The organism is Streptococcus sp. 27098_8_148 (assembly GCF_041432105.1).
Classification (GTDB): Bacteria; Bacillota; Bacilli; order Lactobacillales; family Streptococcaceae; genus Streptococcus; species Streptococcus parasanguinis_AE.
In genome coordinates this window covers 1-22,639 of sequence record NZ_JAPVYY010000005.1, presented here as the reverse complement: position 1 = coordinate 22,639, position 22,639 = coordinate 1, and the positions used below count along the sequence as shown (strand labels likewise).

The following is a 22,639-nucleotide window of genomic DNA, read 5'->3' as shown; positions in this document are numbered from 1 at the left end:
AGCAGTGCTCAAGCCTTTTTTCTTAGTGTAATGGTCAAGATAAACCAGTCTGCCTCCGTTGCCAGTTGCAAGTCCCCGCCTAAGATCTCTACAAAATTTTGAATGATATAGAGACCCAAGCCAGATGACTCTTCTGTATCCGAGAGATTTTCAGAGTAGAATCGACTAGCCAATTGGTCTAAGTGCTGGATCGGTTGTTGCACAATATTGCGCAGCTCGACTCGAATCGTGTCCGCGTCTGAGGTCAAGGTCAAACGGGCCTGCTCCTTTCCATGCTTGAGGACATTGCTGAGCATATTTTGCAAGAGGCGCTCCCAAAGCTCAGGATCGGTAGCATAATGGAGATGCTCTTCTAGCTCTACCTCTAAGGCAATCCCCGCCTCAGACAAGCTATCATAATACTGGAATAACTGCTGGGTTAGCACTTGGCTGAGATGAACGTCTGAAATCCGAGGCAGGATGGCTCCCTCCATCAAGCGTCTGTACTCCAAGAGAGATTCCAAGCGTTTGGAGACAACTTGAAGATTGGAAGCAATTTTCTTCAGCTTTTCCTCTTCTTGCGTCCCTCCTTTGATGATTTGTTGGGTATAGCCCGAAGCAATGGTCAAAGGCGTCCGGATATCGTGAGCAATATTACTGATGGCCATATCCAAGGTTTTCTTCTCTTGAAAGGCAATCCGATTGGTCCGCTCGATCTGTTCAAACAGATCACTGACCTGCTTGGTCAAGGCGACCAATTCTTTTTTTGAGACCTGAGAGGTCAACCGTACCCCACTCCCATTTTGGAGCTTCTTTTGAATTTGCTCCTGCAAATCTTTGAGGGCAGAGAGTAGGCGAAGGTAACCTAGTCCCAAGAGAAGGACAAGGACGACTAGAACTAGAACCAATCCCCACATTACTTGTCTCCTTTCAAGCGAACTCCCAAGCCCCAGACGGTTTCAATATAGTCCTCATCTGGATCGAGCTGAGCAATTTTCTTTCGGAGGTTGCTCAACTGGGCATTGAGCGTATTGTCTCCAGGCAGATAAACTTCTTCCCAGACTGCTTCATACAACTCTTCCTTGGTAAAAATCTTCTTTGGATGCGCCAGTAAGGTCTCAAAAATTTGAAATTCTTTTTTGCCCAAGCGAAGCGTCTGTTCTCCAGATTCCAGTTCAAAGGTTTCTGGGTTCAGGACCAGATTTTTAAAAGTCAGCTTTTTCGATGATGGAGGTTCCTGTGCCGGAGTGTTGTTATTTCTCAGCTGCACCGTTACCCGAGCTGCCACTTCGTCCAGATTAAAGGGCTTGACGATATAATCATTAGCACCTGCAAGGAGATACTGGCTAATGAGGTGTTTGTCTCCAAGAGCGGTCATCATGATGACTGGCACCTGACCCTGCAAACGGATCTCCTCCAGGACCTGATCCCCATTTTTCCCAGGAAGCATGATATCGAGAAGGACCAAATCAATGGCTTCTTGCTGGAAGACCCGCAGCCCTTCTGTACCTGAAAAAGCCTGAAGGACCTCATGTTCTTCACCTAAGAGACTGTATAAAATTTCTTGGATATCATTATTATCCTCGATTAATAAAACCCGTGCCACTTGCCTCACTCCTTTTTCCTTTGAACTCCAAATCATTTCTATTCCTCTAGCCTATCAAATAAAGGGACCTTCGTCAATGAAAATCTGATAAAATCCTATAGTACCCCTGCAAATCTGCATGTTAGGTCATCACAAGATGAACTTGACTATCCTTTCTTTCAAAGGGTATAATAGGACCAATGATAGAATAGGGAGAATCATCTATGAAAAATAACGCCAAAACTAAAATCAGCCTTGTATCCATCCTCGTCATCCTGGGCGTTGCTGCAAGAATGATGCGAGTTATCCACCGCCAGCAAATCAGGGAGCAAAACAGACAAACCATTCAAACGACTAATAAGGTTGCAGAGTTTCAGAAAACACTAGACGAGGAAGAAACGAAGAAACGGAACGAAACCTTCAACAAGATTTATAATGAATCCCTTGTTCGGAATAAGTTTGAGAATTGGCAAAAAGCCGATGAACTTCATGGTTTGGGACAAAGAACTGGGCAGTTTTATATCTATAACTTTGAAAAAAAAGAAGAGATTCTCTTAGAGAATACTGATCAAGCATTTGTTCTACCTATTCGAAACAAGAGTGATAACGTCACATTTCAGGCTATCTTTGCCCACAAGGACGGTCAGTGGCACATCATGAAACCAGACGAAAGTTCTCAGTTGCAACTAGGAGAAGCCAGCATTTCCGCTGAATCTAAGTTTGTCATCGAGAACAATGTCTTAGACTACGACCAGTAAATCAGTAAGGACTTGCCTTAGCTACATACAAAAAGCTTAGGACCCCAGCTTGTGGTAGGGATTCTAAGCTTTTTAGTTTATAGGAGAGAGTCGGCCAGCAAGTACCGAAAACTTTTATTCAACAGAGGCTCCATTTGTCGCAATGACTTCTTTGTACCAATAGAAGGATTTCTTCCGTGAGCGGGCTAAAGTTCCTTTCCCTTCGTTGTCCCGATCGACATAGATAAAGCCGTAGCGCTTCTTCATTTCTCCAGTCCCGGCAGAGACCAGGTCAATACAGCCCCAAGTCGTATAGCCCCAGAGGACGACGCCGTCTTCATGGATGGCATCTCGCATGGCCTTGACATGGGCAGCCAGGTAGTCAATCCGGTAATCATCCTCAATCTCCCCGGCTTCATTTGGTGTATCAACTGCCCCTAATCCATTTTCCACGATAAACATGGGCTTTTGATAACGATCCCAGATAGTATTGAGGGTAATGCGGAGACCAAGAGGGTCAATCTGCCAACCCCATTCCGAGCTTTCTAGGTAAGGGTTCTTCAGAGAGGCAAAGATATTGCCCGCTGTTTTCTCCCTTTCAGCTGGATCCCCTGAAGCGACCCTACTAGCATAATAGGAGAATGAAATAAAGTCCACCGTATGCTCTTTCAATAATTGCAGGTCCTGCTCGGTCATCTCAACCGTGATTCCCTGACGCTCCCACTCTTTCTTAGCATAGTTTGGGTATTCCCCACGCGCCTGCACATCGATGAAGAAATAGTTCTTGCGGTCTTCTTCTAGACCAGCCCAGACATCTCGCGGAGCACAGGTATGAGGATAGTTTGGTCCTGCTGCCAACATACAGCCGACCTTGTTGTTCGGATCAATCTCATGGGCTAGCTTGGTGGCAATGGCTGAAGCAACCAACTCATGGTGAGCTGCCTGGTATTTGACTTGCTCTTCATTCTCCCCTTCTTCAAAGCAGAGCCCCGCTCCCATAAAAGGCGCATGAAGGATCATATTGATTTCATTGAAGGTCAGCCAGTAGTTGACCAATCCCTTATAGCGAGTGAAGAGGGTTCGGCAGAGACGTTCATAACATTCCAACATCTTGCGACTACGCCACCCTCCATACTCTGTAATCAAATGCATGGGGCAGTCAAAGTGGGTAATGGTCACCAAGGGTTCAATACCATACTTGTGGCACTCCTTAAAGAGGTCTTCATAGAACTGTAGACCCGCTTCATTCGGCTCCAGTTCATCCCCTTTTGGGAAGATCCGAGACCAGGCAATGGACAAGCGATAGGTTTTAAAGCCCATTTCCCCAAAGAGGGCAATGTCTTCCTTGTAGCGATGGTACATATCAATGCCATCTTTAGCCGGGTAAAAATAGCCCTCTTCAAAGTCAAACATCTTTTTCTGACCCGTAATAATCGCATGACGATCAGGCCCAATCGGTACCACATCCACATTGGCCAAGCCACGGCCATCTTTATTATAAGCTCCCTCACACTGGTTAGCAGCCGTCGCACCACCCCAAAGGAAACCATCTGGAAATTGAAGTTTGTCGGTCATCACTTTACCTCACTTGATTGGATAGTTCTATTATACCCCTCTCTAACCCAAAAGTCTTACAAGATCCTAGGAAAAACCGAACCTATTCTAAGGTAACTATCGCTTTCATGCAACACAAAAAGATCGGATGACTCCGATCTTTTAATAGTTCATATTCTCATATTCTGTTTTAAGAATAATTATGGTTAACTTCAAATGACTAAGCATCCTATTTCATACGATAAAAATCAATGACTAGACCGGCAGGGCCTTCAACTAGCAGACTTTCTGTTCCCCAATCTGTTACAGCTGGTCCGTTTAAAACCTGGATACCAAGATCTTTCAACCGTTGGTAGTTCTGATTTAGATCCTCAACCTCGATATGAAGAATGATTCCTGACTGAAAATCTTCCAAAGGAATCAAATGATTTTGGGATAACATTAGACAATGACTGCCAATCGTGAACTGAGCAAAACTATCATCAGCATAATCTGCCTTTTTATCCAAGATATGCTCCAAGTCAGCACAGACTTGGGGAACATTTGAAACGATGATATCTATTTGATTTAAATTCATTTACTATCTCCATAAAAAGACCGGATTGCTCCGATCTTTTAAGTTTCCCTCTAAGAAAATCAATGCATAAAATCTACACTGTTTACTTTTGATTTTCGGCGAGAGGAATTATTTAATTGCGCGTGATTGCAATCCTTCTTCTTCCAAGAAGAGGCGGAATGGTACAAGCTCTTCAGCTTCGTATTTTTCCTTGAAGGCTTTGATGGCTTCTTCTGAGTGTTGTTTTGGATCCAACTCAAGAACTTCTACTGGAAGTGGACGGTGTTGAGTGATGCGAGCATCGATCACAACAGTTTTACCTTCTTTGTTCAATTTAACAGCTTCTGCAACGACTGCATCGATGTCTTCGATACGGTCAACTGTAAATCCTACAGCACCTTGCGCTTCAGCGATTTTCGCATAGTCAGCATTAGGGAAGTCACAACCAAACAAGTGTTTGTTTGTGTCTTCGTATTTGTCCTTGATGAAGGCATATTTACCATTTGAGAAGACAACGTTGATAACTGGAAGATCGTATTGAACGTTTGTGATAACGTCTGGGTAGCACATGTTGAATGCACCGTCACCCATGATGTTCCATACTTGGCGATCTGGATTGTCTTTCTTAGCAGCGATACCACCAGGAAGGGCGATACCCATTGTCGCAAAGAGTGGAGATGTACGCCACATGTTCTTAGGTGTCATGTGAAGGTGACGAGTAGATGTTTGAGTAGTGTCACCGACGTCGATTGAGTAGATAGCATCTTCGTCAGCGTATTTGTTAATAGCATTGTAAACTTGATACAATTGCAATTCACCCTCAGTTTTACCTTCGAGTTTGTTCATGTAATCACGCCAGTTTTGGTTGTTCTTAACGTTTGCACGCCACCATGGAGTAGACTCAACTGGGTTCACTTTGTCAAGGATTGCTTTCGCTGCTTGACCTGCGTCACCAAGGATTGAAGCGTCAAGGGCGTGACGTTTACCAAGTTTGTAAGGGTCAATATCCACTTGGATGAATTTTTCAGTGTTCTTGAATGCTTCGTAAACTTCAGCAAATGGGAAGTTTGAACCAAGGAAAAGAACAGTGTCTGCTTCAAAGACCACTTCGTTGGCTGGTTTCCAACCAACACGGTATGCAGAACCTGTCAAACCTTCGTAGTTCCATTCGAAGGCCTCGAAGTTTTTACCAGTTGTAATGATTGGTGCTTTAATTTTACGAGACAATTCAGTGATCACATCACCCGCACCAACTCCACCGAAACCAGCGTAGATCACTGGGCGTTCAGCATTGTTCAAAATTTCAACTGCTTTATCGATTTCCACTTCGTTCAAGGCAGGAGCGATAAAGTGACGTTCATAAGAACCTGATCCGTAGTAAGAGTTTTCGTCGATTTCTTGGAAACCAAAGTTTACTGGAATTTCAACAACGGCTGGACCTTTTTTAGAAACGGCAGCACGGCAAGCTTCGTCGATTACTTTTGGTAATTGTTCTGCGTAAGCTACACGTTTGTTGTAAACAGCGATACCGTTGTACATTGGGTTTTGGTTCAATTCTTGGAAGGCATCCAAGTTCAATTCGTTAACTGGACGTGATCCAAGGATAGCAAGGAATGGAGTGTTATCCATCGCTGCATCGTAAACACCATTGATCAAGTGAGTCGCACCAGGTCCACCTGAACCAACTGCAACCCCGATAGAGCCACCAAATTTAGCTTGCATAACCGCTGCAAGAGCACCAGTTTCTTCGTGACGAACTTGCAAGAAACGGATATCTTTGTCTTCAGCCAAAGCGTCCATCAGTGAGCTAAGTGTTCCAGATGGGATACCGTAGATCGTATCTACACCCCATGTTTTCAATACATTAAGCATTGCTGCAGATGCAGTAATTTTCCCTTGAGTCATTCTAACTCTCCTTTAATTCTATTTTGATCCCTTAAAATGCAGCATAGCGCTTCTACTTCATCTTTGCGATCATCTCGCCTTGAAAATGAGTTTTTTCTGACTTTTCTCATGAAAACGATTTACAAAACGATTACAGTATTAATTTATCACAAAGAGATTCACATGTATAAGGATCTGCTCAGAGATGCTCAATCCCTATTCCATAACAGATCCTCTTTTTGAGAAATTTTCACAAACTATCCTACAATAGGGTATTTTACTATAGTTTTATACCTATCCCTTTTCCTTGTCGTTCTAGGAAAAAGAGAAAAAGAGTGATACAGAATTCTGTACCACTTCTTATTTTCTTTAATCAATCTTCGCGACATTGAGGAGCAGAGAGCTAGTCAAAACAGACAAAGAACTAAGGGCCATGGCAAGACCTGCTAGTTCTGGATTGAGGGTCAATCCCAGTCCTACAAAGACTCCAGCAGCAATTGGAATCCCAAGGATATTGTAGATAGAGGCCCAGAATAGATTGAGCAAGATCCGGCGGAAGGTCTTTTGACTCATGTCAAAGGCGCGCACAACGCCAAGCAAATCATTTTGCGTGAGCACGATGCCACCGGACTCGATCGCAATATCCGTTCCAGATCCCATAGCGATCCCCACATCCGCGATCGAGAGAGCTGGAGCATCATTGATCCCATCTCCAACAAAGGCTACCTTACTACTTTCTTGCAGTTTTTGGATGGCGCTGGCTTTTTCTTGAGGAAGGACATCAGCAATCACGGTGTCAATTCCCACTTGCTTAGCAATAGCTTGGGCCACCCGTTCATTATCCCCTGTTAACATGACCGTTTTCAAGCCCCGTTCTTTGAGCTTTTTGATCGCTTCTTTTGAGCTGGCCTTCGGAGCATCTTGAATGGCAATCAAGCCAATCACTTGCCCATCCACAGACAAACTGATCACTGTTTTGGCCTGCTCTTGCAACTCTACCATCCGTTTTTCAAGCTCCGGATCCATCGCTGTCCCGTCATGAAGTTTGCCATTTCCCAAGGTCACCAACTGCTGGTCGATCTGACCTTGGACCCCTTTTCCTTCAATCGCTTGGAAGTTTTCCACAGGGGTTAGCACCAAACCTTTTTCTTCTGCTCGTGATAAAACCGCTTGCGCTAGGGGATGTTCTGAAAAAGTTTCAAGACTAGCAGCCAGTGTCAAGACACGCGCTTCATCTCCTACAACATCGGTTACAAGTGGTTGGCCAATGGTAATAGTCCCTGTCTTATCAAACACAACGGTTTGAATCTTTTGCACTTCTTGAAGAACTGTTCCATTTTTAATCAGAACCCCCATCTTGGCACTACGGCCGGTTCCGACCATCAGAGCTGTTGGGGTTGCTAAACCAAGGGCACAAGGACAGGCAATAATGAGGACAGAGACTGCGTAGAGCATGGCCTCTTGAAGCGACGCACCCAGAAGCACGGACCAAACCCAGAAAGTCGCAATGGCCAAAATCGTCACCACTGGAACAAAGATACCTGAAATCTTATCCGTCAAATCTTGAATAGGAGCACGACTGGATTGGGCCATTTTGACAAAGTCCACAATTTGAGATAAGAGGGTCTCACTACCGACTTTTTCAGCCTTAAAGAGAATGGTCCCATTGCTGTTGATAGTGGAGCCGATAACTGCATCACCAACTGATTTTTCCACAGGCAAGCTTTCACCTGTCACCATCGACTCATCAATGGTCGTACTTCCTTCTACAATCGTCCCATCAACCGCGATCTTTTCCCCAGGACGGACCCGAATCAAGTCATCAATTTGGATATCTTCTGCCGCCACCTCGACATAGTTCCCATCACGGAGAACTTGAGCCGTTTTTGCCTGCAAATCCAACAACTTTTCCACAGCCTCGGAGGCATTGTTACGCATCCGTTCCTCAAAGATTTGCCCTAAGAGGATAAAGAAGATGATAAAACCCGCAGCCTCAAAGTATACTGGCTGACCAGTAAAAAGGGCAAATACACTATAGACATAGGCTACCAGGGTTCCCAGAGCTACCAAGGTATCCATATTGGAATGGTGCTTCTTAAATGAGGCCCAGGCACTCTTGATAAAAGGAACTCCTGCCACTAGCATAATCGGCGTTGTCGCTAGAAAAGTCCCCCAGCGACTGACTGGATGGGATACAAATCCTGCCATCATCCCGATCATCAAGATCAATAAGAGAAGGGTAAAGATACTAGTAATCCAAAAGCGACCCAGTAAACCTAAGACACGACGGCGTTTTTCCACAACCGTGTAGGAACCCTTTTGCATCTTCATTCCACATGAAAACTCGAAGTCCCCTGTTTCTGTCGGGGTAAAAGATATGACCTTATCCACACCGACTTCCAAAGGCTCTAAAATCCCCTGATCTTCAAACAAAATTTCCTTGTAACAGCCGGAAGGATTGACCCGATGGAAGGTGATTTCAGCAGGGATCCCTTTTTGAAGTTGAAATTCCTTTGGACTATAGCCTTTTTCTGCTGTAATACGGATCTTTTGCACTCCGTTTTCCACAACTGCTTTTTGTTTTTCTACCATACCTACTCCTTTATTCCACAATCATGTGACCATGCATCATGTTCATTCCACATGAATACCCATATTCGCCCGCTTTTTCTGGCGTAATTTCAATGACATGTTTTTCACCTAAAGGCAAATCTTCATGAACGCCAAAATCTGGAAAGATCACTTGAGCCAGACATGAAGATGGATCCTTGCGATTAAAGATGATCCGGGCTGGAACATTCTTTTTCAGGACAATGGTTTCAGGCGAATAGCCCCCCATAACTTCGACTTCAATTTCTTGATAACCTGATTTCTGACGAGCGTGGCCGCTTACCTTTTCATGCTCTGCAAAGAACCACCAAGCAATAAAAGCAACCACAAGTAAACAAACAATACTAATTAACAATCCAAACATGGAATTTCCTTCTTTCTATTACATACAATTGCAAGGGACTGTTTCGACAGCCTCTGCTTTCTTTTCTTCCAGGACCTGCTGCAGCTGATTAAGATCTGCAAGCGTAAAGTCACTCTCCTGAATCAAGTTTTCAAGCACCTGGACAATTCTTTTTGAGCAAACCTTGTCTTTCACATCCTCAACCACCAAGTCTAAACTTTGGTCCTGCTTCAACAAAGCCGAGTAGACAAAGGCTTTGCCAGATTTTTCTCTGGTCAGACAGCCTTTCTCCACCAAGCGCGTCAAGAGGGTCTTGATGGTCGACTTCGACCAGTCAAAGCGCTCGGACAAGACGGCGATCAAATCCGTGCTGGTCTGCTTGCCTTCCATCCAGATAATCTTCATGATGCGCCATTCCGCATTGGAAATTTGCATGGCTTCTCCTTTCTAAATCTACATTTGTAAATCTTATGATGCTATTCTACTCCTAAGATTTACATTTGTCAACCAAAAAGACAAAAAATTTTCCTCTTGGAAATAGAGGAAGGGTGACAATCTGTTTTTACAAAAAATCATCTAAGGAAATCTAAAAAGAAATAGAATTGATATCAATTATAAGAACCATTCAAATATTTCCTGAAACTTTCCGCCGTGAGAAAAGTGCTAGAAACACTATTGTTTCTAGCACTCGGGAGTTTTGGAACCTTAGGTCCAAAACTAAGTCATGGAACTTCAAAGAAGTTCGCTGACGTCCGTACTCACCTAAGGAAAGTTTTTAAGAAGACTTTATCTTCGATCTGAAATTTTTCTTTGAAGATTTGTCTGATTGGGCTTTTTTCGCTCCTATTTTTGTCTCTATAATGTCTCCTGCAGAGCTTGGGCTAGGATGCGGTAACCGGCTACATTTAAATGGAGGCCATCTGTCGTATAGGCTTCTGCCAACTGCCTCTTTTCATCCAATAAAGACGAATACACATCAATATAGCTGACCTGGTGGTAGGCCTGGGCCAATTCGCGATAGGCCTGGTTGAGGGCCTGAATTTTTTCATTGGTCCGCACATAGACCTTTTGTTTGTAGCGCTCTTCTTGACTCACCGGTAAAACCGAGATCAGGTTGATGTGGGTCAGCGGAAAGTCCCGCATAATTGCTTGTAAGACCGCTTCTACATTGTCTAGGGTTTCCTTTTGAGGAATTTCTTTTCCGATATCATTGGTCCCGATCAAGAGAAAGATCTGATCCACCGCCGTTCCAAAGACATGGGCGTCTAGATGTTTACGAAGAAGATCCGTCTTATAGCCTCGTACTCCTCGATTGACCATGTGTTTGGGACTTTGTAATAGTTCATGAATGGGGAAATATTCCACAATGGAGTCTCCGATAAAGATCAAACCAGGCTCTTTCAGAGGGGCTTGATTGAGCTCCTGATAGGTTGTTATAATTTTCTCCTGCTCCTTTAAGAGCCAGTCTTCTAACAGTTGTACCGCCATCTACTTCTGTCCTTTCACTTGTTCCCAGGGGGTCAGTCCTAGGTACTCTTCGATCACCTGGTAGACACCGCCTTCTTGATGGCTCGGTGCTAGGTGTTTGGCAACAGCCTTGACAGCTCTTTCTGCATTGGCCACCGCATAGGAGTGACCAGCCATTTCAAGCATTTCGATGTCGTTTCCACTATCCCCAAAGGCCATGACCTGACTAGCATCAAGCTGCCATTTCTCCATTAATTGAGCCAGTCCCCAAGCCTTGTGAATGCCTGCTTGTAAGAGATCCATGCTCCCGAAACCGCTCGAAACCGCCATCAGCTGATCTCCAAAAGCCTGTTGGACTTCCTGACTCACTTGATCAAGACGATCCAAGCCAACCACCAAGCTCATTTTAAGCACCTGGTCAAACAAATCGGCTGTCAATTCCGGAACAAACTTCATTCGCTTGTACAAGGCTTCAATCACTTCCGGCTGCATGAATTTTTCAACTTCTGTAAAGACCGTGCCTTCCTTGACAAAGCCACCATTGACAGCTGATACAACCAACTGATCTGAAATTTCCCGGCCCTTAAAATAAGCAAGAACCGCCTCCACCAATTCCCGATCCCAGAATTTTCCTAGAACCATCTGGTCATTCTCAAAAATCCGAGCTCCGTTGGCGACGACCAGGGTCACCCGCTTGACCAAAGGACCCAAGAGCTGGCGCATGCGATGGATTTCATTTCCCGTCGCAATGACAAAGCGAATCCCTTTTTGATCCAAGTGGTCCAAAAGCCTTTCCAGGCGCGGAAGATCCACCTCTCCTCGCTCATCTAATAAGGTCCCATCCATATCTGTTGCAATCAACTTAATCATACAATCTAACCTTTTCCCTTTCAAAGGGTGCAAATTATCTGTTTCCATTATACCACAGATCAAGCAAGTCAAAACCACCCGTGAAAACAGGTGGCTTCCTCTTGGACTGAAGGTTCCTACTGATGGCCAAAGGATCTTATAAATACAAGCCCTTTTCTACACTTTCCTGAATTAACTCTTCTGTCAGTTTCCATAATTCTTCCGATTCACTTTTTATGAACTTTTTCTTTTCTAATACCATCTCTGAACGGATATGATCAGGATTATAATTGACTTCTGATACTTCCAAGTGATTGATCAGTGGTACCAATGCGTCAATCACTCTTGCATATCTTGCCTCAGGACTCTGCCCTTTTTCAAACTCCAACCACGAATTTTTCATATTCACATATGTTGCTTCTGGAAGGAGGCTCATTGTTTTTTCTATAGATGCGAACTCTCTATCATGAGCATGAACCTTTTTTTCATCGTCAAACACCCAAGTATCTCCAGCATTAATCTCACCTAAATCATGAATCAACAACAGAAACATAACCTTTTCCATATTCAATTTTTCAGGATAATAATCTTGCAGAACCATCGCAGCGATCGCACCCTGCCAAGAATGCTCGGCACTATTTTCAAACCGTCCATCAAGGGTTCTATTAAACCTTGTTACTGACTTTAATTTCTCGATTTCTTTAATAAATTCAACTGTCTGATTCAAATCACTCATGGCGACTCCAACCTTCCTATTCGAAATTACGATTATCATACCAAAAATCAGGTTTTCCATAAATGAATTCCCGTATTTGCAAAAAGAAAATGTCCCTCTTTTCCGGATCACCTTCATTTTTCTAACAAGACTACAAGGGCAAGCAAAAAAGCTAACCAGTCTTTACCGGTTAACTTTAGAATGAGACAAACTATTTTAAAGTAAAATATGTTAATCGATTCTAAAAGTAAGTAAAAATGAGTTCCTATTTTTAGAATGAATCAAGAAAATACAAAAACTTTCCGCTGTGAGAAAAGTGCCTGAAACAATACGTTTCAGGCACTCGGAATTATTGAGACCTTAGGCTCAATAATTAGTCATGGAACTTCTACGAAGTTCGCTGACGTCCGTACTCACCTAAGGAAAGTTTTTGATATGACTTTGTCTTAAATCTGAAGCTCCTGGTTAGCTTCTCTTTTTTAGCCAACAAAGGCCCAAATAATGGCAATCAGCACTGCTGGAAGGAGATTGGCGACCTTGATTCGTTTGCCCCAGATGAGATTGATCCCTACACAGAGAATGAGGCTAGAGCCAACTAGGGACAGATTCGAAAGGGCTTGCGGAGTCATGATCGGTGCGATCAAATGGGCCAACAGCGTGATCAAACCTTGAAGGATCACGAGTGGAACCACCGCAAAGATCGCGCCCTTTCCTTTTGAAACGGTCAAGACCAAAACGATAACTATATCGAGAATAGCCTTGGCCAACAAGGTCGAGGTGTCGCCTGTCAGGCCATCCTGGACAGCTCCGACCACTGCCATAGCCCCAATACAAATGGTCAAGGCCGTGGTCATAAAGGCATCAACAAAACTAGTATCGCCTTGGTTGCCCGTCTTTTCCTTCAGCCAGGTTCCCAGACGCTCAAAGCCTTCCTCAATCTTCAAGAGTTCCCCGATAACGGTCCCGATCACTAGACTCAGAATCAACATCATACTGCCGTGACTTTCCACATGACTTCCATGCACCACCAGCATCTTTTCCAAGGTCCCTGCAATGCCCAAGACAAAAACAGCAACACCCGTCACTTTCAGAAGGGTCTCATGAAAATCTTCTGACAAACGTTGACCGATGAGCAATCCTAAAAGCCCACCAAATACGACCCCTAAGGCATTATAGAAGGTCCCTAAACCGATCATTTACAAACTCCTTCGTTTATTTTCATTCTTTTTCAATTTCTTTCAAAGACCAGTGTCCCGTCTCTTCATACTGGTCAATCAAGTCCTTGGCTGTTTGCGTGATCGCCTCTGGATAATGCAGACTTTCTAGGGTATTGACCGCATTCTTGGTCACGGCTGACCCTGGCTTGATCTGGTAGTCAAAGACGATCTTGCCATCCACATAACGACTGTCAAAATGGTAATTATCATTGACCTCACCAGAAGCTGCGACCAGCTCAATATCATGACTGGAAATCATGTAGAGGCAGTTTTGAGCAGCTAACCAGCGGACAATCCCAAGGCCTGATCCGATCCGCTCGATGGTATTGGTCCCCTTAAAGAGCTCGTCAATAAAGAAGTAGTGAAAACCAGGCTTTTTCAGATGCTGAATCATGCGCAAAATAGCTTTGCTCTCCGTGATAAAGTAGCTATCTCCAACTTCAATGTCATCACTCACATCCATAGCCGTTAGGACATGACCATAGGGAAGAGCCAATCTTTCACCATAGGCAAAGCCTAATCCTTGAGCCAGAATGGCATTGATGGCGACAGTTTTCAAATAGGTCGATTTCCCGGACGCATTGTCCCCACTGATGACCATGTTTTTTTGAAAATGCACATCATTCGCAATCGGATTAGACAGCAAGGGATGATAGAGCGTCTCACCCTCAATGCCACCCGTTTCCGTAAAGACTGGCTGGCAGACCACTTCTAGGTCTCGCTTGTGGCGCAAGAGACTAATGGCGACTTCCATCTCTCCTAGGAGATCCAGAAGCTTCTGGGCCTCTTTTTGATGAGTCTTCACCTGATTGTAAATATAAACCTGAGCGATCTGCGGGAGTAAAAAGAGGACGTTGATGTAGAGGAGAATAATTTCCATCTCAGAGGTCCCCGTTGGACTCTGTAAGACACTGGCAAGGATCCGCGTTTTCTTAAAGGGTTTGACTGCCTGCTTGAGTTCTTCTTGTTGTGGCAAGGCTAGATGGCTCAAGCGTTCTGCCGAAGCAAAGATGCGGACCAGATAGCTAACATTGTCCAGACGGATTCTATTGGACCAATTGCGCAAACTCGAAAAGACGATATTAAAGACCACACTGATCACCAAGAGGGTAATGGCCCCGACTGGCTCAAAGGGGATGGCAAAGAGACAGAGAATAGGAAGGCAGGCCAAGGCTAGATAGAGGGGCAAACCTGCATAACGCTTGCCGGGATTTGCGACAATGCTACGCGCCATGTTGTGGTTCTTCTTGCCCAGTTGGTTGAAAATGACCTGGACCTTGAGGCGCAAATCCGGATGCTCTTCAAAGAAGGCTTCTAAGTCATGAAGCTGGTCCTGAAGCTGGAATTCCAGCAGGCGCATGTTTTGATAGAGAGCTTCTGCCCCAAGGCTCGATTGGGTATAGTTGAGCTGATCAAAGACCGAATCCAAAGCCAAATCATGCCAGGTCTGATCATCCACTTGGCTATCGATCGTCTTTCCCTTAGCCGGATAAGCCAGGCTGTCTATCAAACTTTCTTCTGTATCTTTCTTGCGAAAGAAAGGCGCTCCATCCCAAGCCTTCTTCAGCTTTTGCTTGAGACGGATGGCCGTAAGAAATTTGGTTGCCCAAATCACCACGATCAATCCTAGGATCCCAAGCAGGATCCAGTTCACATTTCCTTCCATGCTCTATTCCTTTCCACTCTGAGGCCAGTCCAAGTGAACATGTTCCTTCATTTCTCGGTAGGCCGTGTCCACTCTCTCCTTGGTCTCCTCATCCAGCTTGTTGCGGTATTTGCCACCCTGGATAAAATCTTCCAAGATATAGGTCTGGTACTTGTACAAGTCATAGCCTTCAGGAGAATAGGTGCCCTTCGGAGTCCGACTGACCCAGGTTGGATGAGCAGTAGCTGTCTTGATCTTTGTCTTGCGACCAACCTTTTCGATGGTCACATCCATCAAGACCCCTCGCTCTGTCCATTGGGCAGTCTCCACATCTCCCATAGTTTCCAGACGCTGATTGGACAGGAAATTCCCCATCGAGTAGATGATAAGCTTGTTTTGACCATCTTTATTGACCACTTCAGCAGGCTCTACAACATGGGGATGCCCACCAAAGACGATATCAGCTCCCCAAGAAACCATCTTGTGGTAGAGTTCTTTTTGCTCTTCTGTTGGCTCCAACTGGTACTCAATTCCCATCTGGGGCATGACGATAGTAATATCAGCCTCTTGCTCCGCCTTTTGGATCTCCGCCTTCATCCGCTCTTCATCCAGATCAGACAAGACATCTGCTTGCTCCTCTGGAGTAAGGGTCGTTTCCATTCCATTAAACCCATAAGCGTAGGCTAGAATAGCAATCTTGATGCCATTCACTTCCTTGATCACCAAGGGGGCCTGGCCTCTCTTTTCATGCGTGTAGACACCGACAGGGGTGATGCCTACATCTTCAAAGGCTTTGGCTGTCGAATAGACCCCTTCTAGACCTGAATCCAGGATGTGGTTGTGTCCCAAATCCATGACATCATAACCAGCATCCTTGATGGCTGGTACGACTTCGCTCGGCGCATTAAAGAGGGGATAACCTGACAAATAGTAATTGGGGTTAATGGTTCCCTCAAAATCGCCCAAGACCAGATCCGCCTTTTGTAGCCAGGGTTTGACATACTCATAATTTTCATGAAAATCATAGGTCCCATCTTCTTTTTGCGCGCTCATATAGACCAAATCATGATAGAGCTGATCTCCATTGGCCATGATCCGCGCTGTATGAGGAATCTGATCAGCCGGTGTTTTTGCCTTGTACACAACCTCTGGCCATTCGGTTGCGGTGATCGGAAAGCCTTGGAACTTTTGCACCCATAAGATGGCATTGGCCACGATAAAAACGACAGACAAGAGCACATAGATAAACTGTTCATTGGTCAGCTGAATCCTTGAAAAGAGACGATCAAAAGCCCAGTCAAAGGCTGCCGATAGCTCTTTCCCCATCTTTTTGATGATCCCTTTCACATTCTCCCACTTCTCTAACATTCCTACCTCTTCTTCGTACCTAGTTTCTCCAATGATCCGCCAACAAATTGAGCTGTCATTGAAATACTTTCTCTTCATTGTATCACAAATTTCCAGAGGAGAAAAAAAGTTCTGCAAAACAGAACTTCTAAATGATTTACTACTGAAACAATAGACTTGTCACACCAAAAAATGCCAGTAGATATAATTGTAGACGAAGATCCAAATTGGTTTCCAGTAAGGTAAAAAGTTGTAAAAAGCATGCAAGAGGATAACCAATCGTAGATCCCTGTGTTTTTTATAAATTTCTGCTAAGAATACCCCTCCAACAAAAAAGAGCAGGAAGGAGATCGGATCGCGAAACACAAACGCAAGATGAAGCCCTGAAAAAAGCAGAGCTGATACTAATACATCTAAATGAAAGCGACTATTTTTAAAAAAGGCATTCATCACATAGGCACGGCAAAGTAGTTCTTCCAAAATTGGACCAGTCATAATAGACTGAACGAATTTCAAAAAAACTACTATACCAGTTCCCTTCAAAAACACTGAATCTGGTAGTCTAGGTAATAAATCATTTGGTGCGGGAACAATATAGTTTTGAAATATTGTAGCAATCCACATCGTCATCATATTTAAAAGGAAAATAAGGAAAAAGTAAATCAGATAAGACCACTTCCATTTTGAAGCGGTAAACGTTATCGGAAGTTTTTCCCGTTTCATCCAGAGGATGATCCCAAGACTCAGCAACACCTCAAGAGCTAGCTGGATACTATAAAAGATGGTAATGCTCCCACTGAATAAGGTTGTAATTTTTATCGCAGCCATTACTACAACAAATAAAGCCATAAAGGAAAAACATAGCAAGGCAATCGTATGTTTCAAATATTTCATAATTTCATCTCTACTTTTTTAATTTGGAATTTCATGAAAATGATATTTATTATAGCATAGATTACCTTTATTGAGAACACTATATTTTAGTTTTTCTTTCGTTTCTAAAATTTATAAAAGAGGCTTCCTCCCCTTAGAATGCAGAGGAACTTTTTGACATAAATCATCTGCAGTAAACCGCCGGAAAACATCATCACGATTTTCAACTGGTGCAAGCATCTACTGAAACTTTCCGCTGTGAGAAAAGTGCCTGAAACAGTGATGTTTCAGGCACTCGGGAGTTTTGAAACCTTAGGTTCAAAACAAAGTCATGGAACTTCTTCGAAGTTCGCTGACGTCCGTACTCACCTAAGGAAAGTTTCTAAGATGCTTTTTCTATTATCTCAATGCTTTTAACAAATAACCATAGCCTTCTTGCTCCATCTCTTCTTTTGGAATAAAGCGCAAAGAGGCCGAATTGATGCAATAGCGAAGGCCACCTTGGTCTTTGGGTCCATCGGTGAAGACATGGCCGAGATGGGCATTGCCCGAGCGGGAACGAACTTCGATCCGCTCCATTCCATGGCTATGGTCCTGGTAATAGTGGACGACATCTTTGGCAATGGGACGGGAGAAACTTGGCCATCCGCAGCCAGATGCAAACTTATCCTTGGCAAAGAAGAGAGGCTCCCCCGTCGTAATATCCACATAGATCCCCTCTTCAAAGGTCTGATCATAGGCATTGTGGAACGGGCGTTCCGTCGCACTTTCTTGGGTGACTTGGTACTGTTCTGCTGTCAGTTTCGCCTTTAAGGTTTCTTGATCTGGCTTCTGATAGGCTGACGGATCAATCAAGGGCTGCTCAGCATCCGTCACATCGATATGGCAATAGCCTCCAGGATTCTTCTTGAGGTAGTCTTGGTGGTAGTCCTCAGCTAGGATGTAGTGGCGCAAGGGTTCCAACTCAACCGCAATTTTGCGGCCCAGTTGCTTCTCTTCTTCAGCAAACAGGTGGGCGATCACTTCACGATCTGCCTCATCTAGGTAATAAACACCAGTCCGATATTGGCGGCCTCGATCATTTCCCTGCTTGTTAATGGACAGGGGATCGATCACCCGGAAATAGTAGAGCAGAATCGCTCGTAGGGTGATTTTATCTGGATCGTAGATGACCTGAACAGTTTCTGCATGATCCGTTTCCTTGATCAGTTGGTAGTTGGTCGTTTCTACCTGGCCATTGGCATAGCCCACCGTCGTCTCTTCTACACCGGGGATCCGTGAAAAATATTCCTCTAAGCCCCAAAAACAGCCACCTGCTAGATAAATCTCTGCCATCTTTTTTCCTCGCTTCCTGCATTCCCCACAAGGAACGCTTCTTATCTATTAGCTCCATCATAATCCAAGAGCCTCAGATTTTCAAGGATTCTGCATCAAAAATCCCTTCTACTATATGTAAAAGGGATTCAATCCTTCTTATTTTTCAAATAAGAAAAAGAGCGAGTAATAGAAGTTCCAAAACGATAGGGTTAACTGATGTAGAAAATCATGAAGGACTACCATGACCAACACCTCCTCTGAATATCTGTAGACAAACTCAAGGCACATCAACTATAAAACTACCGTCGGTCCATAGACCTGTAACTGAGGCTTCACAACCTCGTAATGCCAGTGATCATAAGCTCGCCAAGCTTGAAAGGCCTCTTCGTTCAAAGCTAGCCCACCCAGACCAATCAATAGACTGGCGGTCTGATAAAACTTTTCCATCTCAATCAACAGACGATTGTCTACCCGCCTAGCCTTTCGTAAACCTTTCAACATCTGATCTAGATTTTCTCGAAATCGAAGGGCATCTGGACTGGGAGTGAATCCTTTAGAAAAGGCTGTTTGAAGAAGGGTGATCTTCGTCCTTGCCTCTTGAATCACGTCCCTTTCTTCCATAGAAATCACCTTCCTTTGCACCTCTATTGTACACCTTTTTCTCTCTATAAAAATAGAAAATTCCTAAAACTAGGAACAGAATGTTCTCTCTTGACGAGAAACCATAAAAAACTTCCCCAAGTTTCCACTTGAGGAAGTTCTTTTCGAATGATTAGTCAATGTAGTGCAATTTCCCACGGAAGTCTTCCAGACTTTGATATCCTTTTTCTTCCATGATGACTATGAGCTCCGCAGTGATGCGTTCAAAAGCTCCTACTCCTTCTTTATGCAACGTCGTTCCGATTTGCACCATACTAGCCCCACAAAGGATATGCTCAAAGGCATCGCGACCAGTCAAGACTCCCCCAGTCCCCACAATCTGAATTTCTGGATTCAGACGTTGGTAAAAGGCATGGACATTGGCGAGTGCCGTTGGTTTGATGTATTCACCACCAATCCCACCAAATCCGTTCTTCGGACGGATCACCACGGATTCATCCTCAATGTAGAGGCCATTTCCGATTGAGTTGACGCAGTTGACAAACTTGAGCGGGTATTTGTTAAAGATCGCTGCTGCTTGATCAAAATGAACGATATCAAAATAAGGTGGCAACTTGATCCCTAGAGGTTTGGTGAAATAGGCAAAGACCTCAGACAAGATCCGATCTGTCGTATCAAAATCATAGGCGATCTGAGGTTTCCCAGGGACATTGGGGCAAGATAGGTTCAATTCTGTCAAACCTTTAAAGTCACTGTCTTGCACCTTTTTCAAGATGGTATGGGTCTCTTCAGGAGACATGCCGACGAGAGATAAGAAGAAAGTCCGGTCAGGATCCGTTTCTTGCAACTCTAATAAGTAATTCAAATAATAGTCCAACCCTTGGTTAGGTAGCCCCATCGAATTGATCGAACCAAGCGGCACATCTTGGTAGCGTGGCTCTGGATTACCAGCACGGAATTCTAAGGTCGCTGTCTTGGTCACAAAGGTCCCAGCAGCTGAGTTCTTCACTTCTTCTAATTCCTCAGTGGTCATACAGGCTACACCTGCCGCATTCATCAAGCAGTTGTCAAATTCAAAACCAGCAATTTGCGTCTTTGTCGATACCATCTTGTACTCCTTTTTTGAAACACCACCAACAGAATCGTTCGGGATGCTCTCTATTTTCTTCTTTCATTATACCATCACTTGGAAGCTTCCGGACAATCAAAGCTAAAAATTCTTCCAAACATTCGGACTTTCCTACTAGTGATAAAATTTTCAGAAAATTCAACTTTTTTCTTTACAAGCCAAAAAAAGTCTGCTATAATGATCCATGTAAAAAAACATGACATTGTTTGTCAACTGTCTCAAAACCACTCCCCTAGCGGGTTTGCTGGTTTTCGTTTCATTCACAAAGGAGAATTAACATGACAACTGCTAAAGAATATATCCAAAGCACCTTCGAAACTGTAAAAGCTCGTAATGGCCACGAAGCTGAATTCCTTCAAGCTGTTGAAGAGTTCCTCAGCACTTTGGAACCTGTTTTTGAAAAACATCCTGAATACATCGAAGAAAACATTTTGGCTCGTATTACAGAACCTGAACGCGTAATTTCTTTCCGTGTTCCTTGGGTTGACCGTGAAGGAAACATCCAAGTAAACCGTGGTTACCGTGTTCAATTCAACTCTGCTGTAGGTCCTTACAAAGGTGGTCTTCGTTTCCACCCAACTGTTAACCAAGGGATCTTAAAATTCCTCGGTTTCGAACAAATCTTCAAAAACGTCTTGACTGGTCTTCCTATCGGTGGTGGTAAAGGTGGATCTGACTTCGATCCTAAAGGAAAAACAGACGCTGAAGTGATGCGTTTCTGCCAAAGCTTCATGACGGAATTGCAAAAACATATCGGTCCTTCTCTTGATGTCCCAGCTGGTGATATCGGGGTTGGTGGACGTGAAATCGGATACCTTTACGGTCAATACAAACGCCTTCGCCAATTTGATGCTGGTGTCTTGACTGGTAAACCTCTTGGTTTCGGTGGTAGCTTGATCCGTCCAGAAGCAACTGGTTATGGTTTGGTTTACTACACTGAAGAAATGCTCAAAGCAAACGGCGACAGCTTTGCTGGTAAGAAAGTCGTGATCTCAGGTTCTGGTAACGTTGCTCAATACGCTCTTCAAAAAGCAACTGAACTTGGTGCAACTGTTATCTCTGTATCTGACTCAAACGGTTACGTGATCGACGAAAACGGTATTGACTTCGACCTTCTTACAGACGTCAAAGAAAAACGTCGTGCACGTTTGACTGAATACGCTGCTGAAAAACCAACTGCTACTTACTACGAAGGTTCTGTATGGACTTATGCTGGTAACTATGACATCGCTCTTCCATGTGCAACTCAAAATGAAATCGATGGCGATGCTGCAAAACGTTTGGTCGCTCAAGGTGTGAAAGTTGTCTCTGAAGGAGCAAACATGCCAAGTAACATCGATGCCATCAACGTATACAAAGAAAATGGTATCCTTTACGGACCTGCTAAAGCAGCTAATGCTGGTGGGGTTGCTGTATCTGCTCTTGAAATGAGCCAAAACAGCCAACGTCTTTCATGGACACGCGAAGAAGTGGACGGACGTTTGAAAGACATCATGACCAACATCTTCAACACTGCTAAAACAACTGCAGAAACTTACGGTCTTGGTAAAGATTACCTTGCAGGTGCCAACATCGCTGCCTTTGAAAATGTCGCAAATGCGATGATTGCACAAGGTCTTGTATAATCAATCGATATTTTTCTTTGAGACCTTCGGGTCAAAGCCTCTCAACTCCTGAAACCAGTATGTTTCAGGAGTTTTTTTGTAGCTACCGACCTCTATCAAGTCAACCCGACCAAGGGAGAAAAGCCATTTTTAAGACAAGGGGTTCGACCTTCTGTAGTGGGGAGATGTAAGCCCTCTCTTTTTCTGTATCTTTTTCTAAAAAAATTTTATTTTTTTTACTTTACCCCCTTGCATTTTTAATAAATTAGTATTAAACTATAGCAAAAGGAGGTGTGCTTATGTTTCTTTTAGCTCAAGAAAAATCAGATACGATCGAATTCCTTAAGTCTGAATTGGTCCAATTACTCTCCAATATGCGACAAGAAATCGCAGCTAGCCGTCAATCACAGACCGGCGCAGCTTGCCATCATATTGAATGTTGCATGGACAAGATCCAAAGGGCAAAAAGTTCCGTAGCCATTGCCCTCCCGATCGAATCCTTAAATCTTGAAATCACGACTATGCTGCGCAAGCAACTCATCGTCTTGCCACCAGATGCTCGAAAAAATTGGGACCAGATTAAAAAGCTGGATTTCAAATACTGCCACTTAAAATAGACCAAAAAAGA

At 44.0% G+C, this 22,639-nt stretch carries 21 protein-coding genes; 3 read left to right on the top strand and 18 right to left on the bottom strand.

The features are described from left to right. Window positions 1–8 precede the first annotated feature (8 nt). On the bottom strand, window positions 9–896 hold the full coding sequence (locus tag O3646_RS05445; protein WP_049471878.1) for a sensor histidine kinase KdpD: 888 nt from the start codon (window positions 894–896) through the stop codon (window positions 9–11). Further along, on the bottom strand, window positions 896–1,585 hold the full coding sequence (locus O3646_RS05440) for a response regulator transcription factor (protein WP_037615952.1): 690 nt from the start codon (window positions 1,583–1,585) through the stop codon (window positions 896–898). Before O3646_RS05440 ends, O3646_RS05445 begins: the two co-directional genes overlap by 1 nt. A gap of 203 nt (window positions 1,586–1,788) precedes the next feature. Between O3646_RS05440 and O3646_RS05435 the strand changes: the two genes are divergently transcribed. Further along, a complete protein-coding gene (locus O3646_RS05435) occupies window positions 1,789–2,322 on the top strand; it encodes a hypothetical protein (RefSeq protein ID WP_371610650.1) in 534 nt (177 codons plus the stop codon). A gap of 114 nt (window positions 2,323–2,436) precedes the next feature. Here O3646_RS05435 and O3646_RS05430 read toward each other — a convergent pair whose 3' ends face one another. The 16 genes from O3646_RS05430 to O3646_RS05355 all read right to left on the bottom strand — a co-directional run bounded on the left by O3646_RS05430 (window position 2,437) and on the right by O3646_RS05355 (window position 20,386). Further along, a complete protein-coding gene (locus tag O3646_RS05430; protein WP_003005649.1) occupies window positions 2,437–3,876 on the bottom strand; it encodes a 6-phospho-beta-glucosidase in 1,440 nt (479 codons plus the stop codon). A gap of 208 nt (window positions 3,877–4,084) precedes the next feature. Next, window positions 4,085–4,432: a VOC family protein gene (locus O3646_RS05425; RefSeq protein ID WP_003005063.1), complete on the bottom strand. Its 348-nt coding sequence runs from the start codon at window positions 4,430–4,432 to the stop codon at window positions 4,085–4,087. A gap of 108 nt (window positions 4,433–4,540) precedes the next feature. Then, the gene (gene spxB / locus O3646_RS05420; protein WP_003005687.1) at window positions 4,541–6,316 is read right to left on the bottom strand and encodes a pyruvate oxidase; all 1,776 of its coding nucleotides are present in this window, start codon (window positions 6,314–6,316) and stop codon (window positions 4,541–4,543) included. Between the two features lie 348 nt (window positions 6,317–6,664). Then, a complete protein-coding gene (locus O3646_RS05415; RefSeq protein ID WP_371610649.1) occupies window positions 6,665–8,887 on the bottom strand; it encodes a heavy metal translocating P-type ATPase in 2,223 nt (740 codons plus the stop codon). Window positions 8,888–8,897: 10 nt separating this feature from the next. Further along, window positions 8,898–9,269: a cupredoxin domain-containing protein gene (locus tag O3646_RS05410; protein ID WP_002901455.1), complete on the bottom strand. Its 372-nt coding sequence runs from the start codon at window positions 9,267–9,269 to the stop codon at window positions 8,898–8,900. A gap of 18 nt (window positions 9,270–9,287) precedes the next feature. Then, complete coding sequence (locus O3646_RS05405; RefSeq protein ID WP_003005519.1) at window positions 9,288–9,683, bottom strand: CopY/TcrY family copper transport repressor; 396 nt, start codon at window positions 9,681–9,683, stop codon at window positions 9,288–9,290. Between the two features lie 420 nt (window positions 9,684–10,103). After that, window positions 10,104–10,736 carry an SGNH/GDSL hydrolase family protein gene (locus tag O3646_RS05400; protein ID WP_155124640.1) on the bottom strand — a complete coding sequence of 211 codons (633 nt, stop codon included), beginning with the start codon at window positions 10,734–10,736 and terminating at the stop codon, window positions 10,104–10,106. Beyond that, on the bottom strand, window positions 10,737–11,585 hold the full coding sequence (locus O3646_RS05395; RefSeq protein ID WP_371605514.1) for an HAD family hydrolase: 849 nt from the start codon (window positions 11,583–11,585) through the stop codon (window positions 10,737–10,739). Between the two features lie 136 nt (window positions 11,586–11,721). Continuing rightward, the gene (locus O3646_RS05390) at window positions 11,722–12,300 is read right to left on the bottom strand and encodes an HD family hydrolase (protein WP_371605557.1); all 579 of its coding nucleotides are present in this window, start codon (window positions 12,298–12,300) and stop codon (window positions 11,722–11,724) included. Window positions 12,301–12,758: 458 nt separating this feature from the next. Next, window positions 12,759–13,475 (bottom strand): DUF554 domain-containing protein, encoded by a 717-nt coding sequence (locus tag O3646_RS05385; RefSeq protein WP_371610648.1) that lies wholly within the window; start codon window positions 13,473–13,475, stop codon window positions 12,759–12,761. A gap of 22 nt (window positions 13,476–13,497) precedes the next feature. Next, complete coding sequence (locus O3646_RS05380; protein ID WP_371605513.1) at window positions 13,498–15,162, bottom strand: hypothetical protein; 1,665 nt, start codon at window positions 15,160–15,162, stop codon at window positions 13,498–13,500. Between the two features lie 3 nt (window positions 15,163–15,165). After that, window positions 15,166–16,509, bottom strand: coding sequence for a CapA family protein (locus tag O3646_RS05375; RefSeq protein ID WP_155170228.1), 1,344 nt, complete (start codon window positions 16,507–16,509; stop codon window positions 15,166–15,168). Window positions 16,510–16,668: 159 nt separating this feature from the next. Next, window positions 16,669–17,382 (bottom strand): CPBP family intramembrane glutamic endopeptidase, encoded by a 714-nt coding sequence (locus O3646_RS05370; protein ID WP_155170229.1) that lies wholly within the window; start codon window positions 17,380–17,382, stop codon window positions 16,669–16,671. 378 nt (window positions 17,383–17,760) lie between these two features. After that, the gene (msrB, locus tag O3646_RS05365; RefSeq protein ID WP_155170231.1) at window positions 17,761–18,696 is read right to left on the bottom strand and encodes a peptide-methionine (R)-S-oxide reductase MsrB; all 936 of its coding nucleotides are present in this window, start codon (window positions 18,694–18,696) and stop codon (window positions 17,761–17,763) included. 273 nt (window positions 18,697–18,969) lie between these two features. Further along, complete coding sequence (locus O3646_RS05360) at window positions 18,970–19,326, bottom strand: helicase BlpT (protein WP_151378950.1); 357 nt, start codon at window positions 19,324–19,326, stop codon at window positions 18,970–18,972. A 124-nt stretch (window positions 19,327–19,450) separates the two neighbouring features. Next, entirely contained in the window at window positions 19,451–20,386 is a 936-nt protein-coding gene (locus O3646_RS05355) for a dihydroorotate oxidase (RefSeq protein WP_155170235.1), read from the bottom strand. 299 nt (window positions 20,387–20,685) lie between these two features. Here O3646_RS05355 and gdhA point away from each other — a divergent pair, with 299 nt between their 5' ends. Both gdhA and O3646_RS05345 read left to right on the top strand, forming a co-directional pair. Then, window positions 20,686–22,032 (top strand): NADP-specific glutamate dehydrogenase, encoded by a 1,347-nt coding sequence (gdhA, locus tag O3646_RS05350; protein WP_003004977.1) that lies wholly within the window; start codon window positions 20,686–20,688, stop codon window positions 22,030–22,032. 278 nt (window positions 22,033–22,310) lie between these two features. Beyond that, a complete protein-coding gene (locus O3646_RS05345) occupies window positions 22,311–22,628 on the top strand; it encodes a hypothetical protein (RefSeq protein ID WP_003013440.1) in 318 nt (105 codons plus the stop codon). The last annotated feature ends 11 nt before the right edge of the window (window positions 22,629–22,639 follow it).

Coding starts and splice junctions, on each gene's coding strand:
- O3646_RS05370 (WP_155170229.1), bottom strand. CDS start 17,382: ATGAAATATTTGAAACATACGATTGCCTTGCTATGTTTTTCCTTTATG.
- O3646_RS05425 (WP_003005063.1), bottom strand. CDS start 4,432: ATGAATTTAAATCAAATAGATATCATCGTTTCAAATGTTCCCCAAGTC.
- O3646_RS05390 (WP_371605557.1), bottom strand. CDS start 12,300: ATGAGTGATTTGAATCAGACAGTTGAATTTATTAAAGAAATCGAGAAA.
- O3646_RS05415 (WP_371610649.1), bottom strand. CDS start 8,887: ATGGTAGAAAAACAAAAAGCAGTTGTGGAAAACGGAGTGCAAAAGATC.
- O3646_RS05410 (WP_002901455.1), bottom strand. CDS start 9,269: ATGTTTGGATTGTTAATTAGTATTGTTTGTTTACTTGTGGTTGCTTTT.
- O3646_RS05395 (WP_371605514.1), bottom strand. CDS start 11,585: ATGATTAAGTTGATTGCAACAGATATGGATGGGACCTTATTAGATGAG.
- O3646_RS05435 (WP_371610650.1), top strand. CDS start 1,789: ATGAAAAATAACGCCAAAACTAAAATCAGCCTTGTATCCATCCTCGTC.
- gdhA (WP_003004977.1), top strand. CDS start 20,686: ATGACAACTGCTAAAGAATATATCCAAAGCACCTTCGAAACTGTAAAA.
- O3646_RS05375 (WP_155170228.1), bottom strand. CDS start 16,509: ATGTTAGAGAAGTGGGAGAATGTGAAAGGGATCATCAAAAAGATGGGG.
- msrB (WP_155170231.1), bottom strand. CDS start 18,696: ATGGCAGAGATTTATCTAGCAGGTGGCTGTTTTTGGGGCTTAGAGGAA.
- O3646_RS05405 (WP_003005519.1), bottom strand. CDS start 9,683: ATGCAAATTTCCAATGCGGAATGGCGCATCATGAAGATTATCTGGATG.
- O3646_RS05430 (WP_003005649.1), bottom strand. CDS start 3,876: ATGACCGACAAACTTCAATTTCCAGATGGTTTCCTTTGGGGTGGTGCG.
- spxB (WP_003005687.1), bottom strand. CDS start 6,316: ATGACTCAAGGGAAAATTACTGCATCTGCAGCAATGCTTAATGTATTG.
- O3646_RS05355 (WP_155170235.1), bottom strand. CDS start 20,386: ATGGTATCGACAAAGACGCAAATTGCTGGTTTTGAATTTGACAACTGC.
- O3646_RS05345 (WP_003013440.1), top strand. CDS start 22,311: ATGTTTCTTTTAGCTCAAGAAAAATCAGATACGATCGAATTCCTTAAG.
- O3646_RS05445 (WP_049471878.1), bottom strand. CDS start 896: ATGTGGGGATTGGTTCTAGTTCTAGTCGTCCTTGTCCTTCTCTTGGGA.
- O3646_RS05380 (WP_371605513.1), bottom strand. CDS start 15,162: ATGGAAGGAAATGTGAACTGGATCCTGCTTGGGATCCTAGGATTGATC.
- O3646_RS05400 (WP_155124640.1), bottom strand. CDS start 10,736: ATGGCGGTACAACTGTTAGAAGACTGGCTCTTAAAGGAGCAGGAGAAA.
- O3646_RS05385 (WP_371610648.1), bottom strand. CDS start 13,475: ATGATCGGTTTAGGGACCTTCTATAATGCCTTAGGGGTCGTATTTGGT.